This is a genomic window from Pseudomonas sp. GW821-FHT07G06, assembly GCF_058986625.1.
Genome location: NZ_JBYSVW010000007.1, coordinates 1 through 23,963 on the forward strand (window position 1 = coordinate 1; position 23,963 = coordinate 23,963).

Below are 23,963 nucleotides of genomic sequence, written 5' to 3' on the forward strand. Positions count from 1 at the left end.
ACGATAACGCGGGTGAACGGGATGAACGCGGCGCACTGGAGTCCATCGCCAGCAAGCTGGCTCCTACAGTAGTTTCAGCGTGGGCATGGCCCCCTGTGGGAGCTGGCTTGCCAGAGATGGTCGTTAACGATAATGCGTGGGAACTGGATGAACGCGGCGCACTGGAGTCCATCGCCAGCAGGCTGGCTCCTACAGTAGTTTCAGCGTGGGCATGGCCCCCTGTGGGAGCTGGTTTGCCAGCGATGGTCGTTAACGATAACGCGGGTGAACGGGATGAACGCGGCGCACTGGAGTCCATCGCCAGCAGGCTGGCTCCTACAGTTTCAGCGTTGGCATGGCCCCCTGTGGGAGCTGGCTTGCCAGCAATGGTCGGTAACGATAACGCGTGTGCACAGGATAAACGCCGCCGATCAAGGCAAGACATCGTAGCCACGCTGCTGCAGGCAGCTGCTATAGACGGAGTTGTTGGCGGTGACGCTTTGCTCGCTCGCAGCATCATTTTGCCGGCGCGCCTGGCGTTGCCTGGAAGCCCCCACCACGGCGCCGGCCGCCGCGGCACTGCGCGCGTGGTTCTGGCGATAGTCTTGCCGGGTGTCGTCGTCGATCTGGTCATAGACGTTTTCATGTTGGCGGCCCCGGACCTCGGCCGCGGTCGCCCCGGCTACGGCGGCGGTTGCGGCGCCCTTTGCCCGACCACCGGATGGCACGGGGCTTTGTACCGGATGTTGTGCGTTGGCCTGGGATTGGCAGGCACTGGTGTCCTGTTGGATGGCCTGGGAAGTCTGTCCTTTGAGGGGGATCACCGTCACTGCCAGGGCGCGGGTGCTCACCAACAGCATCAGCACCGCCAGGGTATGGGCCAGTATTTTCATGATGGGGTCTCACGTCAGGCGTCGGCACGGCTGACGGTTTGTCAGGGAACAAGCGCGGTTGAAACCCCATGCCCGTCTGCGTGCGATGGGGTTTATCCGGGCATCAGTGCTTGAGGAGCAGGGCCTGCATATCGTCTGTCATGCTTTTGAGCGCGACCTTGAAGTCACTGGCAAGCACCGGCTGTTGGGCATTGTCGAGTGTCGCGCCAAACACCTTGCGAACCATTTTCGCGACCGGCAAACCGGTCTTGGCATCGATCAGGTTGGCTTCGATGTACATCTCGGCAGTCTGATCCCGATGCCCGGTGGCTGCTTGTGTTGCCCCGACAATGGCGCCGATCGGAACGGCCTCATACCAGTGCATGCCTTCGTTGTTGGCGCTGACGTGAGTGATCGCCGCTTGCAGGATCAGCGAGCGCGAATCGGTCGGTGCCAGTTGTGGATAAGGGACGATCGCATAGCGGCGGGAAAAGGCTTGCTTGACGCTGTTGCTGGCCATCAATTGCAGGTCTTGCAGGGTCTTCAGGCTGACGCGCGCGGTCGGCTTCGGCGCCGGATACAGCTCCATCTGCCTGAACACTACAGTGGAGTAGGCGCGAGGATCGAACCCCGGCGATACCCAGCGCAGGACCTTCTGTTCACTCGGCGTCGTTTGCTCCTCCAGGCCCTGGTAATTGCCCAGGAAGCCCGAGTATTGCTCCTGTTGCGCCACTTTCGAGACACAACCGACCTGAAATACACAGCTCAAAGCAATACCCGCAATCCATTTATTCGACATGCCCATGTGTTCGGTTCTCACGTGATGAAAGTTGTCATTCGGGTACAGGTGTTTGCACGCCGGTCAATGCGGGCCGAATGCTGCCTGCAGCAGCGGGATAATCCGAATCAAAAACTCTCAAAAACCGTTAAACACACGGCCAGCGAGGGGCCGGGCCGGGTTGCACATCGATCACAGTTGCCTACGCTAACCCTTTGCAACGCCGGTTTTTGACAACGACAGGTGAGTGAGATGGATTTGAAAGAAGGGTGGATGAGTAGCGCGTCGACACTCGTCGTTGCGGTGGGCTTCATCCCGATGGCTCAGGCTGAGGATTCGGCAGAGTTGGCGAAAAAAGCCCTCAACCCGGTCGCCGCGATGTACAGCCTGCCGGTGCAGTACAACTGGGACCAGAAAATGGGGCCGACCGGGGAGGGCATGCACAGCGTGACCAATATCCAGCCGGTGCTGCCGTTTGCCTTGAACGAAGACTGGAACCTTATCTCTCGCACCATTCTGCCTATCATCGACCAGCACGGCCTGGCCCCCAATGGCGCGGCGGACAAATCCGGCACCGGCGATATCACCCAGAGTTTTTTCTTTTCGCCGACCAAGCCGACGGCAAGTGGCTGGATACTCGGTGCCGGCCCGGCGTTGCTGATACCGACCGGCAGTGACGAGTTGCTCGGCAGCGAGCAATGGGGCCTGGGCCCGACGGGGGTGGCGTTGAAACAGTCCAATGGCTGGACCCGCGGCATTCTGGCCAACCATATCTGGGGCCTGGACGACAGCCCGCCGGACGACAAGGAAAAGGTCAACCAGACGTTCCTGCAACCCTTCCTCTCGTACACCACCCATACGCTCACGACCTACGGGGTCAACACCGAGTCAACCTACAACTGGCAATCGCGGGAATGGTCCGTACCGGTCAACCTCACGGTCACCCAATTGTTGAAGATCGGCGGTCAACCGCTGACGGTGCAGGCCGGTCCGCGCTACTGGCTCGACAGCCCGGAAGACGGCCCGCAAGGTTGGGGCTTTCGCGCCGCCGTGACGTTCCTGTTTCCACGCTGATACGCCGTTTCGGACGGCCTGGAGGAGACACCCCATGGACCGATTCACCGGTGGTTGTTTGTGCGGCAAGGTGCGCCTTGTCGCATCGGGGCGCCCGTTCCGGGTTGGCGTTTGTCACTGTCTCGACTGTCGCAAGCATCACGGAGCGCTGTTTCACGCGTCCGCGATATTTCATCAGGATGCGGTGACGATCGAAGGCGAAACACGTGACTACGCCGGACGGCATTTCTGTCCGCACTGTGGTTCGTCCGTGTTCGCGCGCAGTGCTGACGAAGTCGAAGTGAACCTCGGATCCCTGGATGCGCCGGACCAACTGACGCCGACCTATGAGAGCTGGGTCGTGCGTCGTGAGGCCTGGCTGCCGGCCTTTGCGCTAACACGACGCTACGAGCGCGATCGGGATTCCACCGGGCGTTTCGAGGACTAGCGGGCACGCATTGCGGTACGCCAGGTCTTGAGGCTCCGGGTGTCCGGTTCAACGATCAGTGAGTTTTCAGCACCGCACAGAAAGATCGATGCAGCGAATCTCCCGCCGCTACTCAAGCAACTGATCGATCAGCACCGCGTTGGTATAAATCAGGCTGCCATCGCTCGCACGATGCCCGACCAGATGAAACTGACCGCGTTCGTGGTGCAGATAGACACGCATCTGACAGTCGGACAAGGGCGCGAATCCCTCGGGCATTTTCAAATCCATCGAGTCCATATCGACATCGACCATGGCTTCACGCTCGTGGGTTTTCTGCAGGCGCTCTTCGGCCTCTTCCAGGCGGAGATGGAGAGGTCCGTCGACGTAGAAATGGACTTCCCCCATCGGGGTGGACTTTTGGTCGCTGCCGGTTTTGCACCAGCCTTCGATCGTCAGGGCACTCATGACGAAACCTCCCATGTGGATTGCTGGACCGTGTGGCTCTCGTCCCTGCTCAATGTCACCACATTTGTTTGACGACTCTGCAAGGGCAGGGTTCGAACTTTGCGGCCGCAAGCAGGCGAACTCTGCCATCCGTCATCAGCAATCAAGTATAGCTGGCAACCGGAATTCCCTTGCCAACCTCACGGTACAAGCCGATGGCTCTATACTCCTTACTGACTTTACCGCCCGGACGGGTGGTAGTTGTCTGCCCTGCTTGGACGTCAGTGGCGATGCTTTTTGCATAACCAATGAGCAACAGGAATAGGATGAAGAGCAAATGGCAATAGCAATTGTTCTGATACTCATCGTTATTGCATCCGTGCTATTCCACATACTCGCGCCCTGGCATGCGACACCGGCCGCTTCCAACTGGGGATCCATAGACACCACCCTGTTCATCACCCTGATCATCAGCGGGATATTTTTCATTGCCATCACGGGATTCATGGCGATAGCGGTGATTCGGTATCGTCACAAGGCGGGTTCCAGGGCGGCCTACCAGCCGGAAAACAAAAAACTGGAATCATGGTTGATCATCGTTACCTCGGCAGGTATCGCCGGGATGTTGGCGCCAGGCCTGGTTGTCTACAACGATTTCATCCGGGTACCGAAAGATGCCTACGAACTTGAAGTGGTCGGCCAGCAGTGGCAGTGGGCCTTTCGTTTTGCCGGGCAAGACGCAAAGCTGGGCAAGTCGGATATCAAGTTTGTCGACTCCAACAATCCCCTCGGCCTTGATCCCAAGGATCCTGCCGGGCAGGACGATGTGCTTGTCATGAATAATGAAGTTCGCCTTCCGCTCGATCGGCCGGTGAAAGTTTTATTGCGCTCTAAAGATGTGCTGCACGATTTCTATGTACCGCAAATTCGCAGCAAGATGGATATGGTGCCAGGGATGGTGTCGTACTTCTGGTTTACGCCGACTAAAACCGGAAAATACGAAGTCCTTTGCGCTGAGTTTTGTGGCGTAGGTCATTACAACATGCGTGGCCATATGATCGTGGAAGAGCAGGGCGCCTTCGATCAATGGCTAAAAGGCCAACCGACTTTTGCGCAGACATTGACCACAGCTGCCAAACCCGGTCGAGACAGCGTGCTGGAAAAAGGCCGGCAGTTGGTCGAACAGCTAGGCTGCAAGGCCTGCCATAGCCAGGATGGCAGTGCCAGTCTCGGCCCGGGGTGGAAGGGGCTGTACGGCCGCACGGAACAGCTTGCCGATGGCACCGGTGTGCTGGTCGACGACGCCTACCTGAAAGAGTCGATTCTCGATCCGAAGGACCGCCTGGTACAGGGCTACCCACCGGTCATGGTGGCCTATACTCTCAAGGACGACGAACTGGGTGCTGTCATCGCCCTGATCAAATCACTGGGTGCTGATCAACCTTCGACCGGCGAAGCGTCGAGCCCGGGTGAAGACCTGGTGACACAAGGGCAGCGACTGGCCGGGTCGCTTGGCTGTCTGGCCTGCCACAGTGTCGATGGCAACAAGGGTGTCGGCCCCAGCTGGCAGGGCTTGTATGGCAAGACGGAAACCCTTGCCGACGATACGAGCGTAAAGGTCGATGAGGGTTATTTGAAAGAGTCGGTTCTTCATCCCAATGCCAAAATCGTCAAGGGCTATGCAGCCGTCATGCCGACCCTGGCTCCGAGTGACGAGGAACTGAATGCACTGATCGCTTTTATCAAATCCAAAGCGAATGCTGACGCTGATGCGACCAAGGCGGAGCCAGGGAAGTAGCCGTAAAGCAGCCAGAAACACACTGAAACTTCGAAACGAGGATGACGTGATGGCCTATGCGGAGCAAGCCGAAACAGAAGCACTGCACGAGCCCAAAAGCTTCCTGACCAAATACATCTGGAGTCAGGACCACAAGGTCATAGCCATTCAATATTCCTTGACGGCTCTGTTCGTGGGGCTTGTCGCCCTGGTGCTGTCCGGCTTGATGCGCATGCAGATAGGCTTCCCCGGCAGCTTGGCGTTCATGGATGCCAATACTTATTATCAGGCGATGACCATGCACGGCATGATCATGGTCATCTACTTGCTGACGGCCTTGTTTCTGGGGGGCTTCGGCAACTATCTGATCCCGCTGATGGTGGGCGCCCGCGACATGGTCTTCCCCTATGTCAACATGCTCAGTTTCTGGTTTTACCTGCTGGCGGTAGTGGTGTTGCTCAGCAGTTTCTTTGTCCCGGGCGGCCCCACGGGTGCCGGTTGGACGCTCTATCCGCCACAGTCCATCGCTCAGGGTACACCGGGGGTCGAGTGGGGCATTGTCCTGATGCTCGTCTCACTGGCGATTTTCATTGTCGCCGCCACCATGGGCGGGTTGAACTACGTCACCACGGTGTTGCAGGCGCGCACGCACGGCATGACATTGTTTCGCATGCCGCTCTCGGTGTGGGGCATCTTCATGGCCTCGATCATGGCCTTGCTGGCCTTCCCGGCATTGTTCGTCAGCGCGGTCATGATGTTGTTTGACAAGCTGTTGGGCACCAGCTTCTTCATGCCGGCGATGGTCTCGCTGGGGCAGCAGCTCGATCACCAGGGTGGCAGTCCGATATTGTTCCAGCACTTGTTCTGGTTTTTCGGCCACCCGGAAGTCTACATCGTCGCTCTCCCTGCATTTGGCCTGGTCTCCGACCTGATCAGCACCCATGCCCGTAAAAACATCTTTGGCTACCGAATGATGGTGTGGGCCATTGTTGCGATCGGGGTGCTGAGTTTTGTGGTCTGGGCGCACCATATGTATGTCAGCGGAATGAACCCGTACTTTGGCTTTTTTTTCGCCGTCAGCACCTTGATCATTGCGGTACCGACCGCGCTGAAAGTCTATAACTGGGTACTGACCCTGTGGCGCGGCGACATCCATCTGACCGTGCCGATGCTGTTTGCCCTGGCCTTTATCGTCACCTTCCTGGTCGGCGGTCTGACCGGGTTGTTTCTCGGCAATGTGATCGTGGATATTCCGCTCTCGGACACCTATTTCGTCGTCGCCCATTTTCATATGGTCATGGGGGTCGCACCGGTACTGGTGGTGTTCGGTGGTATTTATCACTGGTTCCCGAAAGTCACCGGGCGCATGTTCAACGACACCCTGGGCAAGCTGCATTTCTGGATTACCTTCCTGGGCACCTACGCCATCTTCTTCCCCATGCACTACCTGGGTTTCCAGGGTATGCCACGCCGCTACTACGCCTATGAAAACTACGCGTTCATCCCGCAGTCGGCGCAAGAGCTGAATGCCTTCATTACGGTGATCGCATTGACTGTCGGCGTTTCCCAGTTGCTGTTCGTGTTCAACATGGCCTGGAGTGCATTCAAGGGCAAGCCCGCAGGCAGCAATCCCTGGGGCGGGGCCAGCCTGGAATGGCAAACGCTGCACACCCCGCCGAAACACGGTAACTGGGGAGAGAAATTGCCGGTCGTGCATCGCTGGGCCTATGACTACAGCGTGCCGGGGATAGAACAGGATTTCGTGCCGCAAACGGTCTCCGCCGAGGAGCTGGAGCAGATGCGGCAACTCGGTGCCGGGACTAAAATAGCGGACGTCAAGACATGAACAGACTGCTATTGAGAAACGCCGACGGCGCTGACCCCGGCGGCAGTTGGAATCGCGACCCTGAGGGTGTTCAGGCCACCGAGGGTGCCAATGGAAGTCAAATCGCAAGAGTAGGCTTGCGCTTGTTTCTGGTGGTGGTGAGTTCGTTATTCTTCCTCTTCCTGATTGCCTTTGTCGCCCGTTCACAAATGGTCGACTGGCTACCCCTGACTGAGCCATTGGCGCCGTTAGGCGATCTGCGGCCGCTATGGCTGAATTCGGCTTTTCTGCTATTGAGTTGCATCGCACTGCAGTGGTCGCGTGTGGCTGCCCGAAAGGCTCGGCCGGGCGCGACCGTCATTGGTTTCGCATTGGGGGGCGTCTTTGCAATTGCCTTTCTGGCGGGGCAACTCTGGGTCTGGCAGCAGTTTGTCGCCTTGGGCTACTTTGTCGCCAGCAATCCGGCCAACAGTTTCTTCTATCTGTTGACCGGGCTGCATGGGTTCCACCTGCTGGGCGGGCTGATCGCCTGGTGCTGGATCGTCGCCAAATTTCTGCGTCATGTGCCATTGGCGCAACTGAGCGCCAGCGTAGAGCTCTGTGCCATCTATTGGCATTACTTGCTGGGTCTCTGGTTCGTGCTGTTCGCTCTGCTGGCCAGCACGCCGCAAACCTATGAAGCCATCGCCAGATTCTGCGGCCTGAGGTGAAAAGCCATGGCATCGCACCCGCAAGTCCAAGTCCAAGCCGAGACCAGCTCATCCAATCCACCAGGCTCGCCACCCGCGCCAGGATGGCAAGGCATCGCCAGCGACTGGTCCTCGGACAAAGACGCCTTCAAGCAGGTGCCCTGGGGCAAGGCGATGATGTGGATATTCCTGCTCAGCGATACGTTTATATTCACCTGTTTCTTGACCGGCTACATGTCAGTACGCATGACCATCACTACGGCCTGGCCGAACCCGAGTGAAGTGTTTGCCTTGACGATCGCAGGAAGGGAAATCCCGCTTATTCTGATCGCCATCATGACCTTTGTGCTGATCAGTAGCAGCGGCACCATGGCCATGGCCGTCAACTTCGCCTATCGCCGTGATCGTACGAAAACGACGGCCCTGATGCTGGCGACCGCTGCCTTGGGCGTGACGTTCGTCGGCATGCAGGCATTTGAATGGAGCAAGCTCATCGCAGAAGGGGTGCGTCCGTGGGGGAACCCCATGGGGGCGGCGCAATTTGGTGCCAGCTTCTTCATGATTACCGGTTTTCACGGGCTGCATGTGTCGATCGGCGCCATCTACCTCAGCATTGTGGCGTTGAAGGTTTTGCGAGGAGATTATGAACGCTCCGGAAACTATCAGAATGTCGAAATAGCCGGGCTTTACTGGCACTTCGTGGATTTGGTGTGGGTGTTTATTTTTGCTTTCTTCTATTTATGGTAGAGGAGCACGGGTGATGGAACATGCTCAGGGTCAGCAACATCCTATCAGTCTGTACCTTAAAATCTGGGGGCTGTTATTCGTCCTCAGCACGCTGTCGTACCTGGTCGATTATTTCCACTTCCATGGCTACCTTCGGTGGTCCCTGATCATCATTTTCATGCTGTTGAAGGCAGGTTTAATTGTCTCCATCTTCATGCATATGGCCTGGGAGCGGCTGGCCATGGTCTATGCCATATTGGTGCCGCCTTTGTGTTTGCTGGTGCTCGTCGGGCTAATGGCCACCGAGGCTGACTACATTTTCCTCAGCCGGGTCATTTTCTTTGGCCAGTAAGCCGTTTTCGGACGGCCTTGAATCTCCAGGCGCTAACCCGATATCACTCGCTTGAACTGATGCCATTTGTGCTGCCAGGCCACTGTCCAATGGGGGGCTGCCGCTCCAGTGCCGGCGATCGTCAGCTTTGGATGTTGTTTGATGACCTGATCCAGTACCGATTCCTGGTTCGGCTCAACATCGACGAAGAAGATATGTTTGCCCTCGGTTACCACCTGCTTGAAATTGCGGAAGTGAGTGTTCGGCACCTGGAACCCGAAAAAACCGCCTTCCCAGATACAAAAGCCCAAAATGACAATGGAAAGGAAGATAAAAGGCATCCAGCCTGCGGCGGATTCGGTCCAGCCCATCCAATAGGCGCCACCGAGAACCAGTGCCGCCAGTGGCAAACCGATCACCGCGCCAATCTCGCCCGAGTGAACAGCATCCTGTTCCATTAACGAGTTAACTTCGTGCAGGTGATGTTGTTCGACATCGGCAACGTTTTCACTGAGCACATGAATCTGTTCGGAATTGATGCCGCTGGCTTCCAGTTCATATTCAACGGATTCAAGATCGTTGAGATTGTCACTGATGTAATAGTGCCGATTCATGCCACACCTCCCGACTCGAGTTTGCTGTAGACCTCCTTTGTCCGGCAGCGGTCAACCTGGATTTGCAGTGGGTGTGTGTACCGTGGGGAACGTTGCACACTTCATGCAATCTGAAAAAAAGTATAGCACTCACCACCCTGCGAACCGGTCGCTAGTTGATCTGTACAATGACCGGACCTTCCGTCACGATCGGCGGGTTCGCGTGGATATGCGAGGTGTTTTTCTGAATCCACTCACGCGCAACTTTCAGGCTCGCATCACTGCCGGCCTTGTCCTTGCAAACAGTGATCGAAGTACCACCATCACCCGTATTCAACAGTGTGTAGCTTACGAGGCCAGGTACTGTGCGCAGGGTCGCTTCGATGTCGACGTTACGCTCTTCCATCACCTCGAATAGCTGCTTGGCCCCAGCACCCAGGTAGGTTCTTATCACCGCATACATGGTCGTCTCCTTTGAGCTTACCGTCTTGAGATGCCAATACAGATCCGTTGATGTTCCTAAACCCCCGGGTTTCAGGTCGCCCTGATTCAATAAGCTTAGCCAAACGCCGACGACAATCGACATGCAACGACCACCGGCCACAGGCGGCCGATTTCTGCCTGTCCGATCGAAGGCTAAACATAAGTTATATCGAGCATTTCGATATGTTTAAGCAAGATTTCACTGTTTTTTCGATAACGCCATGTCGCGATAATTCGCGCCTTCAAAAGTGACGGGAAGGACAGCGTGATGGCGAAGGAAGGAAGTTATACCGGTACGGCCAAGTGGCTGCATTGGGGCATGGCCCTGATCTGGCTGGGTGCCTGGGTCCTCGGAATTGTAGCGACGCATTGGCGCGACGAATTCAATGCTCACCATGAACTCACCTACGTGCACAAGGCGATGGCCAGCACGCTGCTGTTTCTCATCGTCGTGCGTATCGCCTGGCGATTGAGTCACCCGGCACCGGCGCTGCCCGATTCGATGAGCACGACGATGAAGCGTGGTGCGCTGGTCGGGCATGTGCTGCTGTACGCCGTGGCCTTGATCGGGCTGCCGTTGTCCGGCTGGTACTGGAGCTCGGTCGCCGACAAACCCGTCATGGTGGCGGCGCTGTTCGTGCTCCCGCCGATCGTTGACCCCGATCAGAGCCTGTACGATCTGGCAAAGTCGGTTCATACCTACATGTCGTGGTTGTGTGGCGCCCTGGTAGGAGGCCATCTGCTGGTTGCGCTCAAGCATCACTTCGTTGAAAAGGATGATGTGCTCAAGGGCATGCTGCCCGCACGCAACCGTTGATTATTCTGTCGTTTCATTTTTGACGCAATTGCACCGGACTCACGCCGAGGCGTTGCCTGAAGGTGGTTGCCATGTGCGCCTGGGAATTGAAACCGCAGGCGTAGGCGATTTCAGCCAGCGTGGCGGTCGAATCGCGCATCAGGGCTCGAGCCCTGGCGAGGCGTCGGTCGATCAGGTAAGCATGGGGGCTTTTGCCGGTGGCGTTTTTGAAGGCCCGCATGAAATAGCCTTCGGACAATCCAAGCAGGCCCGCCATCGCCGGTACGCTCAACGGACCATCGAGGCCCGCGTCAATGAACTCATCGAGCAAGCGCATCCGGCTGCCGGTTATCGAGCCATGGGGCAGTGTCGACACGGCTTCGCTGGCCGTCGCGCGCTCGGACAATGCCATTGCCCAGGCCTCCCAATCGTCCTCCACGCGAGCGTGCAACAGTGCGGCGCGCATGCGCCATGCGAGGGCAGTGGCTTGCCGGTCGATGCGATTGTTGAAGGCGCGATCCCCCTCCAGCGCCATACCGTCGGTGCGCATCACCCGCAGATATTCACCGCCCTTGGGTGAGTCGGACAACACGTCACATCCGACCGGAACGAACGCCAGGCCGTTGGGCAGGGCATCAAAGGGTTGTACCCGGTCGCTGCCGATCGCGTGCAGGCCTCGCTGGCTGTCGAAGGCAAAGCCGATGCCTGCCTGGGTCGCTACGTATCGGGTCGCGTAGGCGCAGCCGGGGAGCAGTTCGATCGCCCAGGGGCCGGCCTCGATGCGGCGGACCGGTTCGGACAGCAGGGGTGGATGCAGACGGTTTCGATGGCTCATGAGCACCATAGTAGTGAAGAGGGGACACAAAAGTCAGGTCGGTTTTTTGAAAGCCTGCGTACTGCGCCCCTGTTCAGACTGGGCAAAATCCCGGGGAGACAACTCATGCACACACTGACTCGCGACGACATCGAACAGGCCGCACGCCACGTGTACCAAGTCATGCCCGCCACCGCCCAGTACCCTTGGCCCTTGCTGGCCAGGCGGTTGGGTTGCACGGTGTGGGTCAAGCACGAAAATCACACGCCTACCGGTGCTTTCAAAGTGCGCGGGGGCATCACGTTCATGCACTGGCTCAAACGCGAGCATCCGGGCGTGAAGGGCATTGTCAGCGCGACCCGCGGCAACCATGGCCAGAGCCTTGCACTGGCCGCTGGCGCACTGGGATTGCGGGCGCTGATCGTAGTGCCGCAAGGCAACTCGGTGGAAAAGAACAACGCCATGCGCGGCTTTGGCGCTGAAGTGGTCGAGTTTGGCCGCGATTTCGATGATGCCCGTGAAGAGGCGGCACGCCTTGCGCAGGAGCATGGCCTGTTCCTGGTGCCGCCGTTTCACACCGAACTGGTCAAGGGCGTCGCCACCTATGCGCTGGAGCTGTTCAACGCTGCACCGGATCTGGATACCGTCTATGTACCGATTGGCTGTGGATCGGGGATATGTGGCGTGATCGCCGCCCGCGATGCACTGGGCCTGGACACCCGGGTGGTTGGCGTGGTTTCCACCGAAGCGGCGGCCGCACAGCTATCGTTCGACACCGGCACCCTGTGCGAAACGGCCTCGGCGACCACCTTTGCCGACGGTCTGGCCGTACGCAAGCCAATACCTGAAGCCTTTGCCGTCTATGCCGCAGGTGCGGCGCGGATCGTTGCGGTCAGTGATGCGCAGATAGCCGAGGCCATGCGTGTGTATTACACCGATACCCACAACCTGGCGGAAGGGGCCGGTGCAGCGGCGCTGGCGGCGCTCATTGCCGAGCGTGAAGCCATGTCGGGAAAAAGGGTGGGGGTGATTCTGTCCGGTGGAAACGTCGACAGATCGGTGTATGCGGGCGTGATCGCGTAAGAGGGGACTGTAACCTGATCGCATAAATTTGAAATGCATGGCATTGCCCGACACAATCGCGCCCCGATCCGGCCAAAGGCGCCGGACGTTCGTGGTGAGAAGGGGCCGCAGTTGAACGAACAGACATTGTCCATGCGCCTGGAGCGCGTGGCGGCGCATGTGCCGGCCGGTGCGCGCCTGGCCGATATCGGCTCGGATCACGGCTACCTGCCGGTGGCGTTGATGCGCCGTGGCGCCATCACGGCGGCGGTGGCCGGGGAGGTGGCGTTGACGCCGTTCCGCGCGGCCGAACGCACCGTGCACGACAACGATCTGGAGCAACGGATCAGCGTGCGCCTGGCCAACGGCCTGGCGGCAATCTTGCCTGGGGACGGGATCACGGCGATCAGCCTCTGCGGCATGGGCGGCGAAACGATCCGCGACATCCTCGACAGCGGCAAGGCGTACCTGAGCGGGCAGGAGCGCCTGATCCTGCAACCCAACGGCGGCGAACAGCCACTGCGTCTTTGGCTGATGGAAAATGGCTATCGCATCCTCTGCGAGGAAGTGCTGCGGGAAAATCGTTTCGACTACGAAATCATCGTCGCCGAGCGCGCCGGGCCGGTGATCTACACCGACGAAGAGTTGTACTTCGGCCCGGTGCAGATGCAGACCCGCAGCCCGGCGTTCCTGATCAAGTGGCAGCGCAAGCTGCGCCAGAAGCAGAAGACCCTGAGCCAATTTGCCGGGGCGCAGCGGGCCGTGCCCGAGGAAAAGGTGCAGGACATCGCGCGCCAGGTCCGGTGGATCAACCAGTTGCTGGCCTGATTCTGTTCAGCAAGCATCCAAGCGGTCATGCCAGACGTCCAGCGGGCCTCTTTTCGAGCATTTACGCAGGCCTTCACGGTCAGTAAAAACGATTTTTTACGCCAATCCCCGTGCCTGCGTACGAGGCAAAACTCGTTATTCGCAGGGTCAAATGGCGTGAGTTCCGCGCAAAATCCGCTTTTTTTTTCGGCACGAAACAAGAAACGATTCAGCCGCTTGGCAACGGTGGTTTCAGCCAATGAAACCGGCCTCCCGAGGCATTATTGGCAGTACCGTTTGTCGTGGTTTTTGTTCGAAAAATGAACGATTGGGGTATTCTGGGTTCTGATCTTCCAGCAGGCGGATCCCTTGAGCTCCGCACTGCACTCCCTAGTAAAATGGACGTATACCTCATCTGCATTGAATGGAATGCACATGGGGATTTTTTTTACCTGAGACCTGGAGTGATAGTATGCCGTCATCACTGACTCGCTGGGCGAGTCGCTCTCTCTTGTAATACCCAAACAATTTTATTTGCTTCAATCAATGTGAACTTTGATTGTGCAGGCGTGGAATATTAATTCGCGTGCCTGGGGCATGGTCACTTCACACTGCCGCAATAAGTGGAGATGTAAGCGTGGATATTAATACAATGATCGGCCTGCTTGGCCAGAAAGAATCCATGGAGTTTATGCGTTTAGGAGTTGTTTACGTACACCTGTTGGCTTGCTGCGTAGCCATTGGCCTGGTGTTTGCCAGCGATGTCGCAATGGTCAAGGATTTATTGAAAGGCCGTGTTTCGTCCGGGCACGATAATGATCATATGGCCAGTCTCCAGAAGTCTGTTTCCAATGCGTTGCTATTCTTGTGGATCACCGGTGCGGCGATTATAGGCATTGATTATCTTGATAAAGGAATGACCTATTTTGCCAACCCGAAACTTCAAGCCAAAGTCATTATTGTCTTGTTGCTGACATTCAACGGCATGCTGTTGCACCGCTATGTATTGCCGGCAATGTTGAAGGCCGGGTCCTTGCTTGACCTGCCGATCAATGTGCGAATGTTTGCCCTGTTCTCTGGCGCACTGTCGGGCGTTTCCTGGCTGTATGCCGCAATGCTCGGTGTCGGTCGACCGCTGGCCTGGAAATACTCGCTGACCGAGTTGCTGATGGCCTATCCGGTATTGATCGTGCTCGGCTTTGCGACGATGGTGGCGCTGACCCAGTGGGCGCGCAATCGCAACGCGGCAGCACCGGCTGAAGAGACTACCTGGCTGTTCGCTGGAATTCCTGCGCGATGAGCTGACGAAAGTCCAGGTGAAGACGGGTGAAACCGTTAGAACCTTGCACACACCAGACCCCCTCCCTGTGAGGGGGTTTTTTTTTGGTTGTTCACGCAGTTCCGGGGAACACCGATAACTGTAGGAGCGAGCTTGCTCGCGATGGAGGTCAACGATGATGCGGGGAGCCTGACACCCCGCGGTGCTCTCCGGTTTTTCGTCGGAACGCCGCCCGGAGCAAGCTCGCTCCTACAGAGCCCGCCGCGATCGGCCTCGTTGTTTGGTGGGGTGGTGTACGTGTTCCCCTGTAGGAGCTGCCGGAGGCTGCGATCTTTTGATCTTGATCTTCAGCAATCTCCAGATCGCAAAAGCAAAATCAAAAGATCGCAGCCTTCGGCAGCTCCTACAGATATTTCGCTATCTGTGTTCCCCCCGGGTTCTCCGCTCATCCCTTGGTTCGACGAGGGGAGGGCAGTACGGTCGGCCGCGAACCTGCCGCTCGTCGCCAAGGCATAAAATAAACTTTGACATCATTTGGGCTTTGGTTGAATATTCATCCATCGCATGCGATCTAGTCGAATGCGATAGCAAATAAAGACAACCCATGCCGTTTGGAGATTCAGCCATGAATACCGGAAGCCGCCGCCCCCTGTTGATCGCTACCGCTCAAGCTTCCCATGGCCACAACGGCAACAACTGGATCGTTGCACACGCCAATTGACCAACGTTGTCTTTTTGAATGTTACATAAATCGCACACGATAAGATCGTACAAACTTTAAACCCTGAGGAAATCCCCATGAGCAAAATCGAAAAAGTACTGGCTACCGGCAAAACCCACACCACCCGCAGCAATGTCGGCGGTAACAACGGCAATCTCGATATCGTCCTGTCGTCACCGGGTTCCTCCCAGCCGGCCCACGTCTTTGCCGCCACACAGCCGCATCCGAAAGCCGAGCAACTGTTCGCCGGGGCCTGGTCGGCCTGCTACACCGCAGCAGTGGGGCTGGTGGCGCAGGAACGCAATATCGTATTGCCGGCGGACATGGCCGTCGACATTGAAGTGGACCTGGGCCAGACTGGTCCGGCCTACTTCCTTCAGGCCCGACTGACCCTGCGCGTGCCAGGGCTGGCACAGGATGTCGCGACCGAACTGGCGCACATCGCCGACTCCATCTGCCCTTACTCTAAAGCGACACGCGGCAATATCGATGTTGCCCTGAACGTGATCACGGCGTGACGCGCAGACGCATCACTAATATCGCACGCGATACAAGCGCATACGAATATAACCGATAGTAATCCTGAGGGAATCATCATGAGCAAGATCGAAAAAGTACTGGCCAGCGGCAAAACCCACACCACCCATAACAGTGCAGGCAATACGTCGCGCGGTCATAACGGCAACCTCGACATCGTGCTGTCGTCCCCCGGCAGCGACACACCGGCACACGTGCTGACCGCCGTCCAGCCGCACCCGAAAGCCGAGCAACTGTTCGCCGGCGCGTGGTCGGCCTGCTACATCGCAGCTGTGGGGCTGGCGGCCCAACAAATGAAGGTGACACTGCCGACCGACACTGCCGTCGACATTGAAGTCGATCTGGGCCAGACCGGCGCGGCTTATTTCCTCCAGGCCCGACTGACGTTGCGCGTGCCGGGGCTGGATCATGGGGTGGCGACTGAACTGGCCCACAACGCCGATGCAATCTGCCCGTACTCCAAGGCCACACGCGGCAACATTGATGTCGACATCAATGTATTGACGGCCTGACCCGCTGCACGGCCGGCTCAACGGGGACTTTCCCGGTGAGTCGGCCGTCGGCGTTTATACGCACTTCCGATACCATCGCGTACGACGTATAGTTTCAGTCTCGCAAGACTGACCCTCTGAGAACGCCCATGAAAAACACCGACAAGACATCCGCCCTGGATCTCAAACTCTCCGACTTCCTGTGTTTTGCCGTCTATTCCACCAACCTGGCCTTCGGCAAGGCCTACAAGCCGATGCTTGAACGGCTCGGCCTGACCTACACGCAATACATCACCCTGGTCGCGCTGTGGGAAGAAGACAATCAGACCGTCGGCAGCCTTGGCGAAAAGCTGTTTCTGGAATCCAACACCCTCACGCCGATCCTGAAGAAGCTCGAAGCGATGGGCTATTTGCTGCGCCAGCGCGACCCGGAAGACGAACGCCAGGTGCGGATCAATCTCACTAAAGAGGGGCGAACACTGCGTGAAGGCCTGCGCGAAGACGGCTTCCCGCAAACCGGCCTCGATCCCGACGACTTCGTGCAAATGCAGAAGGCCATCGTCAAGTTACGGGGTAATCTCATCCGGACGACGAAAGACAGGGAGTAAGGGGGATCGACTCAAGACGGTGAGTGGTCCCCGATTTCGGTGTAAGCGTCCCCACAAACGGGGCGCTATTCCCCAGCAGTATTCACGCCAGCATCAGCACGGCATTTCAACTTTCGACGAATGTTTGCAGGGACATTCCGGTCCTCGCTCATATTTTGTTACAGCAATGGCAGGGTAATTGCTGTGTGAGCGTGTCCCGTTCACGAAAGGTGCAGCGTCGGCAAGCTGTGGAGCTGTAAGTACCCCATTGAGTGATTGCACGTAACCATCGGTTTGCATCACGAAATACCCCTGGCGACTCAATAGAAGTACTGCAGTCATCCTCTGCGAACCGTCCAGAGGAAATGCCATGAGCCACACCAGACCAACGTGTGCACAGTTAGCGCTGCATGGGCTATCGGCCTTGATTGTTCTTTGGACGATCAGCGCCGGGTCTTACATGGCAATGTTCAACGTACCGCCAGGCGTGAAGCTGGCTATTGTCGACTTGAACATTTCCCTGGCGTCTTTGTTCATACCGTTGTTCCTGGCGCTCAAACCTCTGGCTCGCCGTTTTTTGTTCTTTCTGGCCTGCCTGTTGACAGTGACGCTGGTGGCGGCCGACGAACCGCAGAGCAGTAACAATCAGGGCAATGACAATCAGAACAATGACAAGTGGCTGGAGCCGGCACGCTCCAGGCTCATGCATGTGACTGGCGGGATGCCGTTCTTCCCGCACCGGGCCAATACCACCGGTAACCTGGTCTTGAATGTGAAGGACTTCGACAATGCCCAGGTCTGTGGCGCTTGTCATACGGAGATCTACAGGCAGTGGCGTTCGTCGATGATGTCCCAGGCCTGGGATGAACCCATCTATCGGGCCTTGCTCAAGCGTGCGAGTGCGGCCACCGAGGGCAAGGTCGATAACTTCTGCACCGGCTGCCATACGCCGATCGGTCTCACGACCGGGCAGATCACTTCGCAAGTCAACCGCTCCTCGGTTGAAGACAGCGCGAAGAACACTCCGATGCCCGGGGTCGATTGCGAAACCTGCCACAACATCAGTGCCCGCACGGGCCTGGACAACGGCGCCTATGTTCTGAGCCCGCGGGCAAATGGTAAACCGACCAAGTTCGGCCCGCGTAAAGATGCCGTTTCGCCTTATCACGACACGGTGTACTCGGCTTTGCACACCCGCTCGGACTTTTGCGGCACCTGCCACAACGTCACGCACCCGTTCAGCAGCGTGGCGGTGGAGCGCACCTATGACGAATGGCAGGAGAGCACCTACAGCCTTAACGACATCACCTGCCAGAGCTGCCACATGCCGGGTTTCAAGGGTAAGGCCGCGATCATGGGGCCGGATCGCGAGGAGGTCGCCTCGCATTGGTTCAGCGGGGCCAACGCGATGATGCTCAACCATCTCGGTCAGGAAGAGGGCGCGCAACGGGCTCGCAACATGCTCGCGCGCGCGGGGGAAATAACCTTCGAGCAATTGCCGGCAGCGATCGTTGCCGGGCAATACACCTCGGTCGCCGTCAAGGTTTCCAATGTCGGCGCAGGGCACAAGCTGCCGACCGGCTTTCCGGAGGGACGAGAGATGTGGATCGATTTCCGGGTGAAGGATGCCACGGGTCGCGAGATCTACCGACTGGGGTCGATCAAGGACGGCAAGACCGAAGTCAACACGCGAAATTTCAAAGTGCACATAGGCGACAAGGACGGCAACCCGCTGGACGTCGAGGTCTGGAATGCCACGCAAATTCTCTCGGACAACCGCATTCTGCCCAAGGGCTACGATACCGGAGAGTTCTCCTTCCTGGTGCCGGCCGACGCCGTCGGGCCGCTGACCCTGACGGCCGACCTGAACTACTGGCCGTTTTCGCAGAAGCTGGCCGACTACCTGCTCGGCAAGGACAAGGTGCAGGTGGAGATCACCCGTATGGCCAACGTCACGCAGAGCGTACCCCTGTCGACCAGCCTGCCGGTTGCCGGGGCGAATACGGTGCACTTTTAACGGCGCAGTGTCGGCGTCCAGGCGCATCCCGATCGCTCAGTGCAAGGGCCGCGGATTCAATCTGCCAGGCAGACTGAACCTCGCCTCGAGGTTCAGTCCATTGCCATGCAGAAATTTCAACCTTGAAGCGCCTCCATCAGCACTTGTACCAACTGCCCGCCTTCTGGAGTCGCCCAACTTCCAGCCAGTTCGGCAATCAACTGGTTGGTGGTGGTCAATGTCACACCTCCCTTGTCCATCCGGCGAAGGGCAATGTCATCGGCCATGACGCTGGGTGAACCGCCGCCATCAGCGACGACCTGAACGTCGAAGCCATCACGTACCAGGCTAAGGGCCGGGTATACGGTGCAGACGTCATTGGTGACCCCGGCAATGATCAGCTTTTTGCGACCGGTCGCCTTCACGGCTGCGGCGAAGTTTTCATCGTCCATGGCATTGACGATACCCAGTCGTTTGACTCGCGCAGCGAACTCGCCAGGCAGGATCTGCTCCAGTTCGCTGAGCAGTGGGCCTTGTGCGTACTCTTCCATGCTTGAGGTCAGCACGACCGGCAGCGTCAGGATGCTGGCGGTCTTGGCGAGCATCAGGGCATTGCGCTTCATCTCTTCGAACGGAATGGACTTGACCCATCCCATTGTCCCCACCTGGTGATCAATCAACAGCAGGGCGGCATTGTCGGCACTGAATTTTTCGTAGCTCATGATGATTCTCCTGACAGCAAGTTGGGCATGCGCCCCGGGTTGGGGAGGACTGGCTAGCGAGGTTGCAGGGTTGCGAACGCACCGCGCTGGTAGCCGTTTACGGCTTCGGCTCTCGACGACGCACAGCCCTGGCAGGTATCCGATGACCATGAGGGACCGCGGTGCTCCTCAGCAGTGATGTGGTTATGATTGATCAATCCGGATTCGGGATAAATCCACTAAAAATGAAATGACTAATCCACTGATGGGATAATGCTTTGGAATATCTCAACGATATGGCGTTGTTTGTCGAGGTGGTGAAGGCGCGCAGCTTCAGTCGTGCGGCAGAAACCCTGGGGATCCCCAACTCGACCCTGTCCCGGCGTATAAGCGAACTGGAGAAAGGCATCGGCTTGCGGCTGTTACACCGCACCACACGCAAGATCGAACCGACCGAGGCTGGCCAGTTGTACTTTGAGCGCTGCAAGCGGATCGTCGATGAAGCCCGTCTGGCTCATGAGCAGCTAGGGGAGATGCTGGCCCGGCCCAGCGGGCTGCTCCGTGCTTCGCTGCCGGTGGACTTCGCCACGGTTTACCTGGCGCCATTGATCGCGGAATTTGCCCGGCTCTATCCCGGTATCAGCTTTGAGTTCGATCTCAGTCCGCGCCAGGCGGATCTGATCAGTGATCCGGTGGATGTGGTGATTCGTATGGGAGAACCGCCAGACTCAAGTCTGATTGCCCGCAAACTCGCCAGTTTGCGGCGCGGCCTGTATGCCTCGCCCAGGTATCTGGACATGTTCGGTGTCCCTGGGCAACCTTCGGATTTGAGCCGTCACGAGTGTCTGCGCTTGCGCGGTCCGGGTGCAGACCGCTGGACGTTGTCCGGCGATGGCGTGAGCGTCGAGGTCGATGTGGGCGGGCGTTTCGAACTCAACAGTGTCGGCATGCTCAGACGCCTGGCAGCACTGGACCTGGGTATCGTCTTATTGCCCGAGGGCATTGCTGAACAAGACCTGATCAACGGCGTACTGCACAAGGTCTTGCCTGAGTGGCACGTCTCGCCCGTTTCAGTGTATGCGTTGACCGAAACGCGTCTGGTACCGGCGAAAACCCAGCGGTTCATCGAGTTTTTACGCGATCGACTTGAAGGCGCATAACGAGTCAACTGGCGGTTTACGGGTGCCCGGGATGAGCCGGTTGCCTGTACCCAAGCGCAGGAGAGCGACTGCTGGTCGGATGAAAGACGGATCCGGGTTTTATGAGGGTTTCTGTTTTTTGATGGACTTAATCTCATAAAAACAAATGGTTGGATTATCAAGATAAAGTGTTCTGTGAGCTTTGATGCTTGTTCAGGTTCTGATTGCATCCGACCTAAGTCTGATATTCGAACGCCTGGAGCCCGGGACATACGACTGATGACCGGCGCCTTCCCGGGTTCCCTGCTATTAATCAATGTGTATCCGAATGCTTATCCTTGCGGGAGCGTCTCATGAGTCCATTCATTCGCATCGGCATTGCCGACGATCATCCGATGTTGCGTGAGGGCGTTGCCAATACGTTGAAAAAACGGGCGGATCTTCAGGTCGTGGAGCAGGGCGCCAACGCGCAGGATGCCATGGATATCGCGCAGAGGGCGCGTCCGGACGTGATGTTGATGGACGTCAACATGCCGGGCGATGTTTTCGCCGCGGTGCGGTTCATTTCCACGCAGCTGTCGGATGTGAAGGTGCTGATGCTGACGGTTTCGGAATCCGAGGATGACGCCTTCCTGGCACTGGAGGCCGGCGCACGCGGGTATGTGTTGAAGGGTGTCAGCGGGCCGGAGCTGGTCCTGGCGATCAGGACGGTTGCCCGGGGTGAGTCGTATATCACCCCCGAGTTTGCCAACAAACTGCTGAGCAACATCAAGAAGCACGAAGCGGAAACCCGCAAGTTCGATCTGACCCATCGCGAGGAAGAGGTCATTCGTGAAGTGTCCAAGGGGCTGACCAACAGGGAGGTGGCGGCAAGGCTGCTGATCAGCGAAAAAACCGTCAAGCATCACATGGGTTGTGTGATGCAGAAGCTCAACGCGCGAAATCGAGTCGAAGCGGTCACGGCTCTGCGCCACTACCGGGAGCGCGAAGCTATCGGGCACCTTCACATCGGCGCGGCGAAAGCGCCAATGGATGCCGAAGCGGCGCCTGACTAGAGTTTGAACTGTGCATTGACCGACGTACCCGTGTCGCAGGAGTCGATGCTGAACAACCCGCCCAGGGATTCGACGCGATAACGCAAACCGGCGAGGCCCAATCGGGTTCTACCGGATTTCTCGAGCTGCATCGCGTCCGCCGCCATGCCTGGACCACTGTCTCTGACGCTGATGTTCAATACGCCATCAATGTACTTCGCCTGGATGACCTGACCCTCGCCGTTGGCATGCCGGTAAGCGTTGTTGAGGGTTTCCTGCACAAACCGGTACAGACAGAGTTTGAGCGGCAATGGCGCGGCCTTCGGTAGCTGCCCCAAGGTCAATGTGACCTTGGTGCCCGTGCGTTGCTCGTGCCGTTGCGCCACCAGTTGCAACTCTTCCACCAGGCTCACGTCGTTGATTTCCGGAAGTGCCAGGCCGCGTGATAAATCGCGGACCTCACGCAATGCGTCGGTGGCGGCGCCACGGATGGTTTCCAGCGACTCCTGATCGACCGCCGTGCAGTTTTCGGCCAGGTCGTCGAGCCGGATCAGAATCAAGGTCAATAGCTGCGCCGGCCCATCGTGCAGGTCTGCGCCAATGCGCCTCAAGGTGAGTTCGTTGACTCGGGAAAACTCCTGGGTAGCCGTTGCCATCTTGTGCTGGAGTTCAGCATTGCTGATGTGCAAACGGGTTTGCTCTATCAGCCGCAAGTGCAGTGCCACCTGCTGTTGCTGGATAATCCTGTCACCGCGTCGCACGATGAAGAACAGCAGGGTCAGCATGGCCAGTGTCGCGGCGCCGACGACCCCCCATACTTCCTCCCGGACCCGATTGATCTCGCGCCTGAGGCTATCGGCCTTTTCATAAAATTCGCCGACCGCGATGATTTTCCCGGAGCCTGAATCCCGCAGGGGCGCGTAGATTTCATAGAGAGGCACATTGAGCGTGCGCTCGAACGCGTTCTCATCCTGGGTCAATTCCTGAAGATCGGTGACCACTTTGCCCTTGAGTGCCTCAGTGATCTCATCCAGCGGGAACTGAACGTTGGTGATGTCTTTGTTCGTGCTGTAGACCACCGTGCCATCTGCTCGCCAGATCTTGATCGAGACAATGTGCTGTTTCAGCGAACGACTTTCCGTGAGGCGGTCCAGGGACTGGACACTTGCTGCCGAGAGGGTGTTGTCCCGGCTCAACTCCTGCACAAAGGGCTCCAGAAACGTATCCATGTACTGAGCACCTGCTTCTGCTGCGCTATGAACCGCGGCACTTTCAATGCGTACGCTCACCAGATTGCCGACGAAAAACATGGTCAGCCCCAGGATCACCGCAGCGGCAATGACAAACTGGGTCGAGTGACTCAGCCTGCGCGCCCGGACCCTCATCCATGCACGCCAGAGGCCATTGCGACTTGCATCGCAAACAGGGGCTGGTTCGTCCAGCGCCCCGGCCTCCTGCGCGGGAAAAGTCTGGTTTTCCGATTCGACTTTTGCATCTTTTGCCATAGGTCCGGCTCCCTGATCATCGAGACAGGTCGGCTGGAAACCCGGCAGTTCAACGCAAATACCAGGCCCATGACTGACAGTAGTTCACTGCATGGCGAGCCGACAGTTTTACGGGTGGATTACCCGCCACATCTGATGCTGGCGTCCATGCGGCGGTAACCGGGTAGCACCGGTTACCGCCGCATGGCGTTGCGTTGCAATACGTATAAAGCTGGCTCCTACAGTTTGAGCGTGGGCATGGCCGACCCTGAAAAGCAGCATCTGATTGAGGTGTAGGAGCTGCCGAAGGCTGCGATCTTTTGATCTTGTTGCTGAAAATCAACGTCAAAAGATCGCAGCCTGCGGCAGCTCCTACAGGGGGTAGCCATTTCATCGCATCAGCGATATTCGATGTCGTGGGAGCTGGCCTGCCAGCGATGGTCGTTAACGATAACGCGTGTGAACAGGATAAACGCGGCGCACTTGAGTCCATCGCCAGCAAGCTGGCTCCTACAGTTTCAGCGTGGGCAGGGTC

25 protein-coding genes are annotated in these 23,963 nt (G+C 57.8%); 17 read left to right on the forward strand and 8 right to left on the reverse strand.

The features are described 5' to 3' along the window. Positions 1 to 410 precede the first annotated feature (410 nt). Together AC3WJW_RS13390 and AC3WJW_RS13395 are read right to left on the reverse strand one after the other, a co-directional pair. On the reverse strand, positions 411 to 872 hold the full coding sequence (locus AC3WJW_RS13390) for a hypothetical protein (RefSeq protein ID WP_493726309.1): 462 nt from the start codon (positions 870 to 872) through the stop codon (positions 411 to 413). Between the two features lie 103 nt (positions 873 to 975). Next, entirely contained in the window at positions 976 to 1,656 is a 681-nt protein-coding gene (locus AC3WJW_RS13395; protein WP_007977881.1) for a DUF3313 domain-containing protein, read from the reverse strand. A 246-nt stretch (positions 1,657 to 1,902) separates the two neighbouring features. On the opposite strand from AC3WJW_RS13395, the gene AC3WJW_RS13400 reads away from it, so the two are divergent. Together AC3WJW_RS13400 and AC3WJW_RS13405 are read left to right on the forward strand one after the other, a co-directional pair. Continuing rightward, positions 1,903 to 2,703, forward strand: a complete 801-nt coding sequence (locus AC3WJW_RS13400) for a transporter (protein WP_493726310.1) — start codon at positions 1,903 to 1,905, stop codon at positions 2,701 to 2,703. Positions 2,704 to 2,737: 34 nt separating this feature from the next. Beyond that, positions 2,738 to 3,130, forward strand: a complete 393-nt coding sequence (locus AC3WJW_RS13405; RefSeq protein ID WP_493726311.1) for a GFA family protein — start codon at positions 2,738 to 2,740, stop codon at positions 3,128 to 3,130. A 108-nt stretch (positions 3,131 to 3,238) separates the two neighbouring features. Here AC3WJW_RS13405 and AC3WJW_RS13410 read toward each other — a convergent pair whose 3' ends face one another. After that, entirely contained in the window at positions 3,239 to 3,577 is a 339-nt protein-coding gene (locus tag AC3WJW_RS13410; protein ID WP_493726312.1) for a hypothetical protein, read from the reverse strand. 316 nt (positions 3,578 to 3,893) lie between these two features. Here AC3WJW_RS13410 and AC3WJW_RS13415 point away from each other — a divergent pair, with 316 nt between their 5' ends. Genes AC3WJW_RS13415 through AC3WJW_RS13435 form a run of 5 tightly spaced genes read left to right on the forward strand, consistent with a single transcriptional unit; the run spans position 3,894 to position 8,925 of the window. Continuing rightward, positions 3,894 to 5,354, forward strand: coding sequence for a c-type cytochrome (locus tag AC3WJW_RS13415; RefSeq protein ID WP_493726313.1), 1,461 nt, complete (start codon positions 3,894 to 3,896; stop codon positions 5,352 to 5,354). Between the two features lie 49 nt (positions 5,355 to 5,403). Beyond that, positions 5,404 to 7,179, forward strand: a complete 1,776-nt coding sequence (ctaD, locus tag AC3WJW_RS13420; protein WP_493726314.1) for a cytochrome c oxidase subunit I — start codon at positions 5,404 to 5,406, stop codon at positions 7,177 to 7,179. After that, positions 7,176 to 7,868, forward strand: a complete 693-nt coding sequence (locus AC3WJW_RS13425) for a cytochrome c oxidase subunit 3 (RefSeq protein WP_493726315.1) — start codon at positions 7,176 to 7,178, stop codon at positions 7,866 to 7,868. Before ctaD ends, AC3WJW_RS13425 begins: the two co-directional genes overlap by 4 nt. A gap of 6 nt (positions 7,869 to 7,874) precedes the next feature. Further along, positions 7,875 to 8,594: a heme-copper oxidase subunit III family protein gene (locus AC3WJW_RS13430; RefSeq protein ID WP_493726316.1), complete on the forward strand. Its 720-nt coding sequence runs from the start codon at positions 7,875 to 7,877 to the stop codon at positions 8,592 to 8,594. Between the two features lie 13 nt (positions 8,595 to 8,607). Further along, positions 8,608 to 8,925, forward strand: coding sequence for a cytochrome C oxidase subunit IV family protein (locus tag AC3WJW_RS13435; protein WP_095966028.1), 318 nt, complete (start codon positions 8,608 to 8,610; stop codon positions 8,923 to 8,925). Positions 8,926 to 8,957: 32 nt separating this feature from the next. Here the strand turns inward: AC3WJW_RS13435 and AC3WJW_RS13440 are convergent, their stop codons facing one another. Then, positions 8,958 to 9,518 carry a magnesium transporter gene (locus AC3WJW_RS13440; RefSeq protein ID WP_493726317.1) on the reverse strand — a complete coding sequence of 187 codons (561 nt, stop codon included), beginning with the start codon at positions 9,516 to 9,518 and terminating at the stop codon, positions 8,958 to 8,960. Positions 9,519 to 9,669: 151 nt separating this feature from the next. Next, entirely contained in the window at positions 9,670 to 9,960 is a 291-nt protein-coding gene (locus tag AC3WJW_RS13445; RefSeq protein WP_102699523.1) for a hypothetical protein, read from the reverse strand. Between the two features lie 288 nt (positions 9,961 to 10,248). Here AC3WJW_RS13445 and AC3WJW_RS13450 point away from each other — a divergent pair, with 288 nt between their 5' ends. After that, positions 10,249 to 10,797 (forward strand): cytochrome b, encoded by a 549-nt coding sequence (locus AC3WJW_RS13450; RefSeq protein WP_493726318.1) that lies wholly within the window; start codon positions 10,249 to 10,251, stop codon positions 10,795 to 10,797. A 13-nt stretch (positions 10,798 to 10,810) separates the two neighbouring features. On the opposite strand, the gene AC3WJW_RS13455 is transcribed toward AC3WJW_RS13450, so the two are convergent. Then, positions 10,811 to 11,620: a helix-turn-helix transcriptional regulator gene (locus tag AC3WJW_RS13455; protein ID WP_493726319.1), complete on the reverse strand. Its 810-nt coding sequence runs from the start codon at positions 11,618 to 11,620 to the stop codon at positions 10,811 to 10,813. A gap of 96 nt (positions 11,621 to 11,716) precedes the next feature. Here AC3WJW_RS13455 and AC3WJW_RS13460 point away from each other — a divergent pair, with 96 nt between their 5' ends. The 7 genes from AC3WJW_RS13460 (at position 11,717) to AC3WJW_RS13490 (ending at position 19,091) form a co-directional block, all read left to right on the forward strand. After that, complete coding sequence (locus AC3WJW_RS13460) at positions 11,717 to 12,673, forward strand: threonine dehydratase (protein ID WP_493726320.1); 957 nt, start codon at positions 11,717 to 11,719, stop codon at positions 12,671 to 12,673. A gap of 111 nt (positions 12,674 to 12,784) precedes the next feature. Beyond that, positions 12,785 to 13,480: a tRNA (adenine(22)-N(1))-methyltransferase gene (locus tag AC3WJW_RS13465; protein WP_493726321.1), complete on the forward strand. Its 696-nt coding sequence runs from the start codon at positions 12,785 to 12,787 to the stop codon at positions 13,478 to 13,480. Positions 13,481 to 14,111: 631 nt separating this feature from the next. Further along, positions 14,112 to 14,759: a hypothetical protein gene (locus AC3WJW_RS13470; protein WP_007977914.1), complete on the forward strand. Its 648-nt coding sequence runs from the start codon at positions 14,112 to 14,114 to the stop codon at positions 14,757 to 14,759. Positions 14,760 to 15,536: 777 nt separating this feature from the next. Beyond that, positions 15,537 to 15,977 (forward strand): Ohr family peroxiredoxin, encoded by a 441-nt coding sequence (locus AC3WJW_RS13475; RefSeq protein WP_493726322.1) that lies wholly within the window; start codon positions 15,537 to 15,539, stop codon positions 15,975 to 15,977. Between the two features lie 78 nt (positions 15,978 to 16,055). After that, the gene (locus AC3WJW_RS13480) at positions 16,056 to 16,508 is read left to right on the forward strand and encodes an Ohr family peroxiredoxin (RefSeq protein ID WP_007997893.1); all 453 of its coding nucleotides are present in this window, start codon (positions 16,056 to 16,058) and stop codon (positions 16,506 to 16,508) included. A 128-nt stretch (positions 16,509 to 16,636) separates the two neighbouring features. Next, positions 16,637 to 17,095 (forward strand): MarR family winged helix-turn-helix transcriptional regulator, encoded by a 459-nt coding sequence (locus tag AC3WJW_RS13485; protein WP_102674766.1) that lies wholly within the window; start codon positions 16,637 to 16,639, stop codon positions 17,093 to 17,095. A 349-nt stretch (positions 17,096 to 17,444) separates the two neighbouring features. Then, positions 17,445 to 19,091 (forward strand): multiheme c-type cytochrome, encoded by a 1,647-nt coding sequence (locus tag AC3WJW_RS13490; RefSeq protein WP_493726323.1) that lies wholly within the window; start codon positions 17,445 to 17,447, stop codon positions 19,089 to 19,091. Between the two features lie 116 nt (positions 19,092 to 19,207). Here the strand turns inward: AC3WJW_RS13490 and AC3WJW_RS13495 are convergent, their stop codons facing one another. Continuing rightward, positions 19,208 to 19,792, reverse strand: coding sequence for an isochorismatase family protein (locus AC3WJW_RS13495; RefSeq protein ID WP_493726324.1), 585 nt, complete (start codon positions 19,790 to 19,792; stop codon positions 19,208 to 19,210). 257 nt (positions 19,793 to 20,049) lie between these two features. Between AC3WJW_RS13495 and AC3WJW_RS13500 the strand changes: the two genes are divergently transcribed. Beyond that, entirely contained in the window at positions 20,050 to 20,931 is an 882-nt protein-coding gene (locus tag AC3WJW_RS13500; RefSeq protein ID WP_493726325.1) for a LysR family transcriptional regulator, read from the forward strand. Between the two features lie 332 nt (positions 20,932 to 21,263). Further along, positions 21,264 to 21,965, forward strand: a complete 702-nt coding sequence (locus AC3WJW_RS13505; RefSeq protein ID WP_493726508.1) for a response regulator — start codon at positions 21,264 to 21,266, stop codon at positions 21,963 to 21,965. On the opposite strand, the gene AC3WJW_RS13510 is transcribed toward AC3WJW_RS13505, so the two are convergent. After that, positions 21,962 to 23,449 (reverse strand): sensor histidine kinase, encoded by a 1,488-nt coding sequence (locus AC3WJW_RS13510; RefSeq protein WP_493726326.1) that lies wholly within the window; start codon positions 23,447 to 23,449, stop codon positions 21,962 to 21,964. The two genes, AC3WJW_RS13505 and AC3WJW_RS13510, sit on opposite strands and share 4 nt — an antisense overlap. Between the last annotated feature and the right edge of the window lie 514 nt (positions 23,450 to 23,963).